The organism is Candidatus Pelagisphaera phototrophica (genome assembly GCF_014529625.1).
Lineage (GTDB): Bacteria > Verrucomicrobiota > Verrucomicrobiia > Opitutales > Opitutaceae > Pelagisphaera > Pelagisphaera phototrophica.
The window spans coordinates 2,514,251-2,527,434 of the sequence record NZ_CP076039.1 but is presented as its reverse complement, the minus strand read 5'-3'; the positions used below and the strand labels follow the sequence as shown (position 1 = coordinate 2,527,434).

The 13,184-nt window shown below is 50.5% G+C and carries 13 protein-coding genes; 4 read left to right on the top strand and 9 right to left on the bottom strand.

The genetic code is table 11. The features are described 5' to 3' along the window. Window positions 1–167: 167 nt before the first annotated feature. From GA004_RS10880 to GA004_RS10860, 5 genes are all read right to left on the bottom strand, one after another. A complete protein-coding gene (locus GA004_RS10880; protein WP_283393889.1) occupies window positions 168–815 on the bottom strand; it encodes a lysophospholipid acyltransferase family protein in 648 nt (215 codons plus the stop codon). After that, window positions 812–1,480, bottom strand: coding sequence for a (d)CMP kinase (cmk, locus tag GA004_RS10875; RefSeq protein WP_283393888.1), 669 nt, complete (start codon window positions 1,478–1,480; stop codon window positions 812–814). The genes GA004_RS10880 and cmk overlap by 4 nt, the downstream gene beginning before the upstream one ends. A 117-nt stretch (window positions 1,481–1,597) precedes the next feature. Then, entirely contained in the window at window positions 1,598–2,932 is a 1,335-nt protein-coding gene (gene aroA / locus GA004_RS10870; RefSeq protein WP_283393887.1) for a 3-phosphoshikimate 1-carboxyvinyltransferase, read from the bottom strand. An 18-nt stretch (window positions 2,933–2,950) separates the two neighbouring features. Beyond that, window positions 2,951–3,799: a prephenate dehydrogenase gene (locus tag GA004_RS10865; protein WP_283393886.1), complete on the bottom strand. Its 849-nt coding sequence runs from the start codon at window positions 3,797–3,799 to the stop codon at window positions 2,951–2,953. A gap of 10 nt (window positions 3,800–3,809) precedes the next feature. Next, on the bottom strand, window positions 3,810–4,223 hold the full coding sequence (locus GA004_RS10860; protein WP_283393885.1) for an EVE domain-containing protein: 414 nt from the start codon (window positions 4,221–4,223) through the stop codon (window positions 3,810–3,812). A gap of 530 nt (window positions 4,224–4,753) precedes the next feature. Here GA004_RS10860 and GA004_RS10855 point away from each other — a divergent pair. Further along, window positions 4,754–4,954, top strand: a complete 201-nt coding sequence (locus tag GA004_RS10855; protein ID WP_283393884.1) for a PIN domain-containing protein — start codon at window positions 4,754–4,756, stop codon at window positions 4,952–4,954. Beyond that, window positions 4,951–5,553 (top strand): PIN domain-containing protein, encoded by a 603-nt coding sequence (locus tag GA004_RS10850; RefSeq protein ID WP_283393883.1) that lies wholly within the window; start codon window positions 4,951–4,953, stop codon window positions 5,551–5,553. The genes GA004_RS10855 and GA004_RS10850 overlap by 4 nt, the downstream gene beginning before the upstream one ends. On the opposite strand, the gene thrS is transcribed toward GA004_RS10850, so the two are convergent. Continuing rightward, entirely contained in the window at window positions 5,455–7,242 is a 1,788-nt protein-coding gene (gene thrS, locus GA004_RS10845; RefSeq protein WP_283393882.1) for a threonine--tRNA ligase, read from the bottom strand. The two genes, GA004_RS10850 and thrS, sit on opposite strands and share 99 nt — an antisense overlap. 297 nt (window positions 7,243–7,539) lie before the next feature. Beyond that, window positions 7,540–8,985, bottom strand: a complete 1,446-nt coding sequence (cysS, locus tag GA004_RS10840; RefSeq protein ID WP_283393881.1) for a cysteine--tRNA ligase — start codon at window positions 8,983–8,985, stop codon at window positions 7,540–7,542. Between the two features lie 196 nt (window positions 8,986–9,181). Between cysS and hemB the strand changes: the two genes are divergently transcribed. Further along, complete coding sequence (hemB, locus tag GA004_RS10835; RefSeq protein WP_283393880.1) at window positions 9,182–10,207, top strand: porphobilinogen synthase; 1,026 nt, start codon at window positions 9,182–9,184, stop codon at window positions 10,205–10,207. Window positions 10,208–10,279: 72 nt separating this feature from the next. Here hemB and GA004_RS10830 read toward each other — a convergent pair whose 3' ends face one another. Continuing rightward, window positions 10,280–11,014, bottom strand: a complete 735-nt coding sequence (locus GA004_RS10830; protein WP_283393879.1) for a hypothetical protein — start codon at window positions 11,012–11,014, stop codon at window positions 10,280–10,282. Window positions 11,015–11,291: 277 nt separating this feature from the next. Here GA004_RS10830 and GA004_RS10825 point away from each other — a divergent pair, with 277 nt between their 5' ends. Beyond that, on the top strand, window positions 11,292–12,350 hold the full coding sequence (locus GA004_RS10825; RefSeq protein ID WP_283393878.1) for a quinone-dependent dihydroorotate dehydrogenase: 1,059 nt from the start codon (window positions 11,292–11,294) through the stop codon (window positions 12,348–12,350). Here the strand turns inward: GA004_RS10825 and dapF are convergent. After that, window positions 12,347–13,156: a diaminopimelate epimerase gene (gene dapF / locus GA004_RS10820; RefSeq protein WP_283393877.1), complete on the bottom strand. Its 810-nt coding sequence runs from the start codon at window positions 13,154–13,156 to the stop codon at window positions 12,347–12,349. The genes GA004_RS10825 and dapF overlap by 4 nt on opposite strands. Between the last annotated feature and the right edge of the window lie 28 nt (window positions 13,157–13,184).

Genomic DNA, 13,184 nt, shown 5'->3' with positions numbered 1-13,184 from the left:
AGTGCGAATTAGTTAGTCCCCTCATCGGATCATTTGGAATTAAAGTTCTCTTGAGCTGCTGCATTAAGATACCGGCGTTCCGGTTTTGTGAACATGGTGAAAGACCGGATGAGATTGTGCCAGTGAAGATGTTTGCTTGGAGACCGAAGGCAAGCTATGTTCCTAGGCTAGAGTACCTTTGATCTAGGGCGTTTAATTTTTCCGATCGCGGACATGATGTTGTCCGCGATTTTCTGGTATCGTTCCTTGCCAACGGACTTTCCCGGATCGTATTCTAATGGAAGTAGTGCTTTTCCGTATACGATGTGGATGGAGAGATTCATGTTGGGGAGTTTCGATTCTTTTGACAGAGCTTTGTGGGCATTGAAGATGCGGCAAGGGACGATCGCGGATTGCGATTTGGCAGCGATCAGGCCGATTCCCGGTTTTGCGGATTGAAGCGTACCATCGGGACTACGAGTACCTTCAGGGAAGAGGGTGAGTACTCCCCCGCTTTTGAGGGCTGCCAAGGTTCGCTTCATTGCCTTGATATCCGACTCGCCATCGCGATCGATGGGGATCGCTCCCACAGCATCCATCCAGGCCGCCCCAATCCCTTTTTTCCAGAGGGTCTTTCGGGCGAAGTATGTGATGATGCGCAGGATATTGCATCCCAGCAGAGGCGGGTCGAGATGGCTAGCATGGTTGGATGCTAGAATAATCGAGCCTGTTCTGGGGACATTATCTAAGCCCCGGACTTCTCCTAGTAGGAGATTTCGGTAGAAACTGCGGATGAACCAGAAGCTTACCCAGTAAACCTTCCTGTCGAAATTCATGGGGAAATAATCTCCTCGATCCAACTGGACACTTTTTCAATCACCTCTTCAAGGGTCATATCAGAGCTGTCCAGTAGGGTAGCCCCATCTGGGCATTGAAGGGGGGCGGTTTTGCGGGAAGAGTCCATCTGATCCCGTTTTTCTACGCTATCGGATATTCCTTCTTTAGCACGGCGTTGAGCGCGTTTGGCGGGATCTGCGAAAAGGTAGAGCCTCAGGTCCGCATCGGGAAAAATCACGGATCCAATGTCTCTACCCTCCATGATGAGACCGCTGAATCCATTTGTTCGGGCGACCTCCACCTGAGACCGTTGGTAGTCCAAAAGAAAGGTCCGAAGTTTTGGAAGCGCGGCGAATTGGGAAACTTTCTCATTGACGGCCTGACTTCTGATGGACGCATTGGGAATTCGTCCATCGACGGTAATGGAAGCCGTGTTTCCGGAGATGGAAGTTCCGATTGTAATCTTAGAAAGGGCATCACTAACCGCGGCCTCATCTTCAGGGGATACAGCTACTTCCATGAGTTTGAGAGTTGTCGCCCTGTAGAAGGAACCCGTATCCACATGCATAAGACCGAAGCGTTGACTAAGGGCTCTTGAAGTTGATGACTTGCCGGCAGCGGCACCTCCGTCGACAGCAACGATGATGAATTTACTTTTGGTCACTAGGCGTGTACGGTACGTCTCGATTTACGAATCACGAGGATGGATTTTGATAAATGTTGTCTGATGTTTCAGTTGAGCATAAGCTAGAATCGGATTTTCCGAGGTATCTGTGATTGATTACGAATGATTGGCTAAACTCTGTTCCCGAGCCGATTCAAGAACATCGAAGAAATTCGGGAAGGTTTTGCCGCAGCAGAGCGGGTCGACGATGTTCAACCAAGGTTTACCATTGCCCAGGGCGTCGTGACTTCCCAATATTGCAAAGCTCATTGCTATTCGGTGGTCCTCGTAAGTTTCAATTGTAGCTGGTTTGAGTAGAGAGGGGGTTATCTCGATAGATGATTCCGTCTCGTGGACGGACTGACCGGCATTGGCCAATCCTGCGGCCATGGCTTCAATTCGATCGCATTCTTGATGTCGCGTGTGTCCGATTCCCTCGATTAATGTGGGACTGTTCGCCAGCGGCGAGATGGCCGCGCCAGTCATAAAAGTGTCGCTGAACGCGTAGTAGTTGGCGCAAAGAGGGGGTATAGGATTAACGCTAAGGTTTGCGCTCACGACGAGGGAATCTGTTCTCCATTCAAGAGTGACGCCTGCTTTTTCAGCGATTTGAGCGAATGCGATGTCACCCTGGAGGGAATCCTTGTATACGCCTTCGATCTCGACCACTCCTCCAGTCGCGAGCGGAAGGGCGATGAAGTAGCTGGCTGCAGAGGCGTCACTTTCAATCAAATAGCCATTTCTCGGCGCGGAATAGGGGGCGGGATTGACATGGTAGTTGTCTGTTGATGCGGACAGCTTTTCTGGTGAAATTCCGAAGTGCTCCATCATCTTGAGCGTCAAATCGATGTAGCCCCTTCGAATGGAAGAATCGCTAAGCTCAATTTTAAGTGTCTCCTTCGCAAGGGGGGCCGCCATTAGGAGAGCCGAAACAAATTGGCTGCTTTCGGATGCATCGACTGTAGCTTTACCCCCTTTGAGTCCCTGGGGGCGAATTCGAATAGGGAAAAGACCATCGGAGGTGTCGATCCGGCAACCCAGAGAGATGAGCGTATTCGCCAACTTTTGGATAGGGCGTTTTCTCATGGCAGCGTCTCCGTCAAGCTCGAAGTCGCCTTCCGGACAGGTGGCCAGCATTGCAGTTAGGAAGCGGGCGGATGTACCGGAATTGCCAATGTCTATTTTAGTCTTGGTATTCGGTATGAGACCGCCCAGACCTCGGATGTATATCCGCTTCTGGGATTCATCTTTGGAAATTTCGAAACCGAGATCCTGGATCGCAGTGATCATGATTTCTGTATCTCGGCTAAAAAGACAATTATCGAGACGGGTTTCACCTTCCGAAAGAGCTGCTAAGAGGATCGCTCGATTGGTGATACTTTTTGAGCCCGGTATGGCGACTTTGGCTGAAACGGGAACGGTAAAGGGTGAAATGGGATAGGGATCCTGCATAAAGAATTTATGGATTCCTTAGGAATCGAGCTGATCGCGAAACGCTTTACCTTGAGCAAGCTTTCCCAAGACCGCGAAGTCGTCTTCGTTTGCGATATCAGTCCGAAGACTTTGGATTTCGTTCTGAAAGGCGTCTAATGATCGAATGATCTCTGGTCGATTCTGCACAATAATGTCTCGCCACATTAGCGGGTCGCCGGAAGCGATTCGGGTTGTGTCCTTTAATCCGTTTCCACAAAATTGGGCTGCTGCGGGTAGAGCGGTGGATAGATAGTTTGCCAAACTGGAGGCGAGCAGGTGAGGAAGGTGACTTACGTTTGCGACGATGGCGTCGTGGCGTTCAGGTGATTCCTGCAATACGTTCGCTCCCAAAGCAATCCAGAAATCGGATACGTATTTGGCGGCGTTTGAGTCCGTTTCTTCAAAGGGTGTAATGAAGCAGGTGTTTCCTTCGAAGAGATTCGCATCGGCATTTTCCATGCCGGTTTTTTCCGATCCCGCCATGGGGTGAGAGCCCACAAATCGGCCCTTTGATTCTAGAACCGTATGGCAATGACGGCTCAATTTGCTTTTTACGCTGCCAACGTCGGTAACAATCGGGTTGGAATCGAGCATTGGGGAGATTTTTGATGCGAGTTCATTGATTCGTTCTACTGGGGCACAGAGAAGGATTAACGAACTTCCGGAACAGGCGTCTTCGATACTGGCGGGCGCCTCATCGCACCAGTCTTTGGATTCTAGCGCTTGTCGCACTTCGGCCCGTCTGGCCCACACGGATATGCATTTCGCGAGGGAGCGCTGCCGAGCGGCCATTCCAATAGAAGCACCGAGCAGCCCTGGGGCAATCACTGTTAGTTTCTCGAGCACGTGGAGGGATTCAAGCGGTTGTTTGAGCGAGGTCCAGCAAGTGTTTGAATTCTTTTTCTCCAATCGGCATGACGGAAAGCCTGGAATTTCGCACGAGATGCAGTTCCTGGAAGCTAGGATCCGCTTTGATTTGCTGAAGGGTAACGGGTTGCTTGAGGGATTTCATGGCCCTTAAGTCAAAGGCGGCCCAGTCTCCCTCGGTCGCTGTCGGGTCGGAGTAGGCTGATTTAGCAACTTTGGCCAATCCGACTAGTTCCTTTGCCCTCCCGCTGTTGTAAAAAAAGACCAGATCGCCCTTGGACATCTCTCTCATGAAATTTCGGGCCTGGTAATTGCGGATTCCGTGCCAAATCGTCTTTTTATCCTCGAGGAGTCTAGACCAAGGATAAGTTTCGGGTTCTTGCTTTACGAGCCAGTGTCGCATAGAAAATAGTGATAGGAGACTATGGACGAAACACCAGAACAGATTGAAAAGGCGCGTAAAGCGAAACAGCTGATTTATATCCTTATGACGATTTTCATTTTGCTGCTGATAGCGATATATGTGCTCCAGTCGCAAGGCTGAGCCCATTCGCTTTCCAGGCACCAAAAAATCAATCCATTTTAGTTATTCGCATTATTATGATGCTGTTTTCCTACATTGGGGACTAAACAGTGGCTTTTTGTTCCCAGATATCAATGTCCACGCGGCATTTCAGTAATGTTCTGCGGTTTGCTCGGGGCACTTCTGGTTTTGTTTGATATCCTGTTAAAGGGATTTTCGCTGAGAGCGTTGTCCGGGTTAACTTTTGGGCTGCGAATGGGAGCAGTAGCATCTCATTTCATAACGATTTCCCCTTGTTTGACGGTGGATAACCTCAGGTGATCTACATCTCCCGATTGTGTGTATTCTTTAGAGTAACCTGCTTGTCTAAAGTAATTGCCTTTTAAGGTTGGGACGAATTCAATCCTACAATGCCCTACGCCAAGTTTGAGCCACAGAGCGTCGAGATTCCGCCAGTTGTGCTTGATACCAGCACCTTTGTTGATGGGTGCGTGGTTAAGCTAGCGAATACCCGCTTGTTGAGCGACGCGATCGCTACTCCCAAATTTGTCGTGATCGAGTCGCATAAGCTTTCTAGCTCATCAATAGTATACAAAAAAACCGTGGAGTGAGAGGGCTGAAGACGGTCAGCGAACTCAGAGACATCGAACTTATTGATTTCCGTGTGATCGATAGTGATCTGGAAAGCAGCGATCCAAGGGACGAGAAAATACTGTTCGTGGTTTCCTCATCGAAGGGACTGTTGTTGGCAACCCGCGAAGCACTTCTTCAGGAAGCGAGGCACATTGGCATTCCTTTTGTCGATATTCTGAACCTCAACAGGGCTCTGGCTCAAGAAGTTGCAATCGGTGGGGCTCTCTCCGTATCGATCATGAAAATCGGCAAGGAAGATGTGCAGGGTGTTGGCTATCTAGAAGATGGATCCATGGTCGCAGTGAACCAGTCAGCCGACATGCTAGGCTCGAGTGTTCTTGCCAAAGCGAAAAGCGTAATCAGCACGATTGGGGATGGATGGTTCTTGGCAAGCTTCTGCGAGAAACAACTAGCTGATCACGTACTTGCGATCGTGACGAGCGATCCATTCACACGATCGCTGCGGTTGAATTCGCTTCTATTCCTTGATTTGCAGCTTTCGTACCTGAATCGCCTCGAGAAGATCAGTGAGAAATGCTTCTCGACTCATGCTCCCCCGGTTTCCTTCGAATCGTGAACGTACGGAAACGTTGCCTTCCTCGGCTTCACTGGCTCCGACGATGAGAACATTAGGGACTTTCTCAAGCTCGGCTTTTCGAATCTTAGCCCCGAGTTTCTCCGCATGAAGATCAGCGGTTGCTCGAACGCCTGCCGCTTTCAAATCTGCCAGAATACTTTGGGCATAGTCCGCTATTTTATCGCTAATCGGAAGGACGCGCACTTGCTCAGGAGCCAGCCAGGTCGGAAAATCGCCGCCAAAGTGCTCGATCAGAAAACCGATAAACCGTTCATGTGTGCCCAGCGGCGCGCGGTGGATGCACAATGGAGTCTCTTTCTTGTTCTCGCTGGTCGTGTATTCCAAGCCGAAACGAGCTGGAACGGCGAAGTCGACTTGATTGGTGGCGATAGTGAATTCTCGGCCGATAGCGCTCCAGACCTGTACGTCGATTTTGGGTCCATAAAACGCGGCCTCATTTGGAACCTCGACGTAGTTGATTCCTGAGGCCTGCAATACATCGCGCACCATGTTTTCGGTCTTGAGCCAGAGTTCCGGATTATCGACGAACTTCTTGCCGAGCTTGTCCGGATCGTGGGTGGAGAATCGCATCAGATACTTTTCGAAGCCAAAGAGCTTGAAATACTTCAAGTACATCTCGTTGACCGCATTGAACTCTGCCTCGAACTGCTCCGCCGTACAATAGATATGGGCGTCGTTCATTTGCATGGAGCGAACACGCATTAGACCCATCAGCTCACCGGATTGCTCGTAGCGGTAGCACGTTCCGTATTCCGCTAAACGCAGCGGAAGGTCGCGGTAGCTTCGGGGTACAGCGGCGTAAATTTTGTGATGGTGCGGGCAGTTCATTGCCTTGAGGAAGTAGCGGACTTTTTCACCGCCCGTCTCTTCTTCGAACTCCATGGCAGGAAACATAGACTCCTCGTAGTAGGGCAGATGGCCACTCGTTAGATAGAGCGATTCTTTGGCGATGTGAGGCGTCCTTACACGATCGTATCCCGCTTCGAATTCGGTTTCTTTAGCGAGCTTCTCAAGCTCTTCCACGAGCTCCGTTCCTTTCGGCATCCAGAGCGGAAGACCCGGTCCGACGTGCTCAGAATCAAAGGTGAATAACTGCATCTCCTTACCGAGACGTCTATGGTCGCGTTTCTTGGCTTCCTCAAGCATCTCGAGGTACTCTGCTAGTTCATCCTTTGACTGGAAAGCGGTCCCGTAAATACGTTGCAACTGCTTATTGTTGGAGTCGCCACGATGGTAGGCCCCGGCAACGCTCAATAGTTTAAAGGCTTTGATCTTTTTCGTATAGTTGACGTGTGTCCCGGCACAGAGATCGAGAAACTCCCCATTTCGGTAGAAGGAAACCTGTTCGCCTTCAGGTATGTCCCGAAGGCGGCTCAACTTATATTCAGTTTGGCCAAAGTCGGTGATCATCGTTACGGCCTCTTCGCGCGAAACTTCGATGCGTTCGAACTTCTGGTTCTCTTTAATGACCTTCTTCATTGCCGCCTCGATCTTTTCAAGATCCTCCGCGGTAAACTTGTGCTCCAAGTCGAAATCGTAATAGAACCCTGTATCGGTTGGCGGACCAATATCGAGCTTCGCGTCTGGGAAGAGTCGAAGGACCGCGGTGGCCAGAACGTGCGAAGAAGAATGTCGGATTTCCTCAAGAGGAGTCATTTGGGCTTTCATGTGGCCTATTTTTCGGAAGCAAAAAGAGAGTAGTTACGGTTGTTGCTATGAAAGTCATGAACTTTCACGAATGAGGGAAAATGTGAATCACGAAATTCATTCGGTTTTTATTAGCCGGGTCCGGATTGCTGGATCTGATTTGGGAGTGGGTAGTTTTATGTGAATATGAAGTTCTCCAATCGTCGAGGGACTTAGAAAGCTAGACAACCCTAGAAGAGCCTCAGGCACCTTACACGGTGGCAAGCGACTACAGCAATCCCGAGTTATGGAGACTGGAACGTTCTTTCTAGGTTTTGCTTACAGTGGCTCCAGTACGTATCCGTCTTTCTTGTCCAGGATCTTCCATCCCTGCTTTTGCAACGCATCCCTGAGTTGATCTGAGGTCGCCCAGTCTTTCGACTGTTTCGCTTCCCATCTCTCGAAAGCGAGCTTCTTGATTTCTTCTGGAGCGTCGACCTTCGGCTTCTCAGCGATAAATTGATCGAGATCGTAGCCTAAGGCGTATATGAGTTTGTGATAGGGGATGGCGTACTTGGCTGCTGCTTCGGGATCCAGCTCCTCAATCTTCGCTGATTTAATAGAGGTGAAGATGGAACCGAGGGCCGCAGGAATATTTAGATCATTGGATAACTTCTCCCAGGCAGCGGCGAACATTCCCCAATCGTCCTTCAGATGCTTACCTTTTCCAATCGCCTTCAGCAGTGCAGAACGCTTGAGACCCGAAGTTCCAAGAATGTCGTCTGAGAATCTTTTCAGCCGCACCAAGGCGCTTTGCGCCGCATGGAGCGAATCCATGGTGAAGTTAATGGTCTGTCGATAGGCACCGCTGGTGAGCGCGTATCGTAACACGACCGGCGGAAAGCCCTTTTTCTCAATGTCGTCTACGGTGTAAAAGTTATTTAGTCTTTTAGACATTTTTCCGCCCTCCACGAGCAAGTGCGCACAGTGTATCCAGTATTTGAAAAATTGTGAGTTGCAGCTACATTCGCTTTGAGCGATCTCGTTTTCGTGATGAGGGAAAATGAGATCCTCGCCCCCTGAATGAATATCCAGGTTGGAGCCTAAATATTTCATCGCCATCGCCGAGCATTCCAAATGCCAACCCGGTCGACCCTGTCCCCAAGGGCTTTCCCAGAAAACATCTCCGTCGCCTTCCTTACGACTTTTCCACATTACGAAATCTGCCATGGAGTCGCGTTCGTATTCGTCGCTGTCGTTCGGTGACGAGTCTGCGGCGCTCGTGGTCAATTCGCGTTCCTTAAGTCGCGATAGCTTCCCGTAGTTCTCAAATGAAGACACTCTAAAGTAGACACTGCCATCGTCAGTGGCGTAGGCGTGGCCCTGATCCAGCAGATTGGCAATCATATCGATTTGTTCCTGGATGTGGTCGGTCGCTCTAGGTTCAATCTGAGGTTTGAGCATGTTGAATCGTTCACAATCGCGATGGAAGACCTTCGTCCAAAGCTCTGTAACTTCCTGCAGGGGTTTGCATTCTTCACGCGACTTTGCGATGGTTTTGTCGTCAACATCCGTCAGGTTGCGAACATGGATTACCTTGAACCCAGCAATCTGTAATGTCCTTCTCATTACGTCTTGGGAAAGAAAGGTGCGAAAGTTGCCGATGTGGGCTTGGGCATATACAGTGGGGCCGCAACAGTACATGCCGACCAGATTGCCTTTAGACGGCTGGATGGGCTCCGCTTTTCGAGAGAGTGTGTTGTGAAAAAGGACGTCTGACATCATAGAACGGGTGGAAATTGGGTGATCCTTGGGGAAGCGGACGTTGCTGGGCAAAGTGCGGAAATGCCAATTCCGAATCCTAAGGCCATAGGAGTTAGCAGCAGGTCTTGGCAGGACGATCTTCGCAAACTCTTGCCTTTGAGAGTTCTTCCGCTTTGCGTGTTGCTATAAGATGCTGCATTTTGCCAAGTGATTTGTCATGAACGATTCTGATCATACCGAAGATTTCAAGCTAGATTTAGGGAGGCGTCCCAGACGGATCCGCCGAACGCAAGCTCTACGGGCTTTGACGCAGGAAAACTGGCTGAGAAGGGAGGACTTGATCGCACCCCTTTTCGTAATCGATGGGGACGGACCCAAAGAGCCGGTCGGCAGCATGCCGGGGGTTTTTCGACGAAGCGTAAAGGATCTGGTGCAGGAGTGCCGAGAACTAGCTGAGGTCGGAGTACGAGCGGTGGCTTTGTTTCCCAGTATCGATCCCTCATTGAAGGATGACGTGGGTTCGGAGGCAGGGAATCCAGATGGACTCGTTTTGCGGACCGTGAAAGCGATCAAGAATTCGGTTCCGGAGATTGCAGTGATCACGGATGTGGCGCTAGATCCGTATACATCGCATGGGCATGATGGCGTGTTGAATGCGACTGGGGATTACGTTCTCAACGATGAAACGGTTGAGAGATTGTGCCAGATGGCCGTGCATCAGGCAATTGCGGGGGTCGATATCGTGGCTCCCTCCGACATGATGGATGGGCGAGTTGGTGCGATACGGGAGATATTGGACGAGGCAGGTTTCACCAACACCGCGATTATGGCTTATTCGGCGAAATTCGCCTCTGCCTATTATGGTCCTTTCCGTGAAGCGGTGGGCAGTGCCGGTGCTGCTGGGACAACCACTCTAAACAAAAAGACCTATCAACTCAATCCGGCTAACCGGCGCGCGGCAATTGCGGATGCGCTTTTGGATGAGGAAGAGGGTGCGGACTTTCTGATGGTCAAGCCTGCGGGTCCTTATCTGGATATCATTCGTGATTTGCGAGAGGCGTCTGCCTTGCCGCTGGCGGCCTATCAAGTCTCCGGAGAATATGCTCAGATCCACGCGGCGTCTCAATTGGGATGGCTCGACTACGAGAAAAGTAGGGATGAATCCCTTTTGGCGATCAAGCGAGCGGGAGCGGACCTAGTACTGACCTATTTTGCTCGAGAAGTAGCTGACAAACTGGATTAGTTAGTCTCGGGACTCAGTGCCAAAAAAACGCGACCGTAATGGGATCGCGTTCTGTTACAGCAGAGGGAGCGCTTAATTAGAGTTTTTCTCTTCCGCTTCTTCCTCCTCTTCAGGAGGACCGCCTTGGTAGGAATCCTCGTCCTCTGCTTCCGTCTCGTCCTCCTCCCACTTGAGATTTTCGCTTTCGCTTATTTTTTTGGCCTCCTCGTCGTCGATGTCGGGTAATTCGTCGATTTCTTCATCCTTCTCCTCTACGTCATCTTCATCGAGCTCCCATCCAACGGGAACATACTCCATGATATTGGTGACTTCATTGAACATGTGGACGGCACGCCCTTCGATGAAATTGTTGTTTTCTTCCTCCCGAAGTTCCTCTTCCAACTCGTCGATGGTGAATGCCTGTTCGAAATCGATGATGTCGTTCAGAATGTTAACGCGGATTCGAGTGATGTGGTTGAGGAAGTCGGCATAAGGGCCATTTATCTCGTCAACGACATCGGGCAGTCCGAAAAGTGGTTCATCGGTATCAAAAAAGCTCTCCTTTGTCCTAACGAGGCGTACTAGTCCGTCACCCAGATCCTTTTGGATTTTAAATGCGATGAAGGCCCGGTCCATGATGTCCTGATCGAACTTGTACTCCCGCAGTGGTTCGGCGAGGTCGATGAGGTGGGAAACTTGGCGTGGATCGATGATGCTGAGCCCGTCGACGTCCCAATGGATGTCGTCGCTGACTTCCATCACCCACCAGTTCATGTCTTCTCCCAACTTGACGGTGCACCATTCAATCTGATTTGTAGCGTTTGGCATGACTTGCGTTCCACGATCACCAAAGAACGGGTGTTCATGGTAAGTCAACTAATGAACGTCCAAATATTTGAGAATTTTGGGTTTTTGAGTTTTTCTACTGAAATTTAACCAAATTGCGAGATAGCGTCATCAGTATTTGGATATGCCGATGCGTATCGGCACTGATTAAGTCCCCATTACTGGTAAGCCCATAAAAAACGCTTTGTTTGTTTCCAATTGGATTGGAGCGAATTTTTCTTTCCATAAATCGGTCTATCTGTTGCTTTGCTGGACTAATATGAGCGTTTTGTACAAGAGCTTTATCAAGCCAATGCTATTTCGATTGGATCCGGAAAGGGCGCACGAACTCGCAGTGGATGCGTTGACCCTATTGGCCGGAACGCCCGGCCTGAGACCGGCGATGGTGGTGTGGAACCGGCTTTCTCGGGAAAGAAAGCCTGTGTCTCTTTTTGGGCTCGAGTTTCCGAATCGGGTGGGATTGGCGGCTGGTTTTGATAAAAACGCGGTTTGCTGGGCGGCCTTTGAAGCACTGGGATTCGGCCACGTGGAGATTGGTACGGTAACGGCACTGGCCCAGCCAGGTAATCCAAAGCCGAGAATGTTTCGCTTTCCTGAAGAAGGAGCTCTGTTGAATCGAATGGGTTTCAACAATGATGGAGCCTACGCCGTGGCGGAACGACTCTCGGAGATGCCGGGTCCGGGGCGACGAGGCATTCCACTCGGAATCAATATCGGGAAGTCGAAAATTACTCCCTTGGAAGAGGCCGTGGAGGACTACCGCCGGTCCTTTAAGACTTTGGCTGGATTGGCCGACTATCTCGTGGTGAACGTGAGCAGCCCGAACACTCCAGACCTACGGAAACTGCAGGAAGAATCGCGATTGACAGAATTATTAAGCGAGTTGTGCAAGCTGAATTTGGAGCGTGAAGAAAAGGGGGAAGGGCGAAGGCCGATATTACTGAAAATAGCCCCCGATATGAGCGAACTCCAATTGGATGGTATTTTGCAGATTCTGACGGACTTAGGTCTCGACGGTATTATTGCCACCAATACAACGATGGCTCGAGAAGGCCTCTTGGAAAGCCTGAATGAAGCGGGTGGAATCAGCGGCGAGCCTGTCGAGAGGAGGTCAACGGAGATCATTTCGCGAATATTCAGTCAAACCAATGGAAAACTACCCATCATTGGGGTTGGGGGTATTGCAACCCCGGATACTGCGAAGCGGAAGATCGACGCAGGGGCGTCCTTAGTGCAAATATATACAGGTATGGTGTACGAGGGACCTTTTCTCGGGAAGCGGATTGCGCGGAGCTTGGCTGAATCGCTCCAGGACTAGATCTCGATTTGGCCTCGGAAGACTACCTTGGCCGGACCGGTAAGGGTTATGTTGGAGATATCGTCTCCCTCTCTTTGGAAATCTACCGATAGCGTATCACCTCCGCGTACAAGGACGGAGATGGGAGTCGGTTGATTCTTGGTAAGGTTCGCGGCAATCGCAACCGCCGTAACCCCTGTGCCGCAGGCGAGTGTTTCGTCTTCGACGCCCCGCTCGTACGTTTGGACCTTGATGACACCGTCTTTCTGTATTTCTGCGAAATTGGCGTTGGCCCCCCTCGGAAATCTAGAGTGATAGCGAATGGCGCTGCCCTCGGGCACGATGTCGATGCGGTCGACTGCGTCGCTGAAGACTACGACATGCTCAACTCCCGTGTTCATGAAGTCATAGTTGTATGATCCGTGCTCTGTTTCCAATTCCTGGTCGAGCTCGATCGAGTGGACAGGCGTCATATTAATCGTGAATACTCCATCACTGGCGGTCGCTTTCATGGGACCGGCGTCGGTCAAAAAAGAAACCGACTCGCCATTTCCGACGCCGTTTTGCAGCGCGAAAGAAGTAAAGCATCTGGCCCCATTTCCACACATGTCTACGCGACCGCCATCGGCGTTATAGTAGATCATAGTGGCATCTGTATCGTCGGCCTGCGGAGGGTTGAGGAGGATGAGACCGTCTGCGCCGATCCCAAGACGACGGTCGCACATTCGAGCTACTTGCACCGCTGACAGCTCGATCGTTCCATCTAGATTTTCGATCATCACGAAGTCGTTTCCGGCCCCGTGCATTTTTGTAAACGCGATTTCCATTAACCTTGGTTATCTAGGAAACGATTCA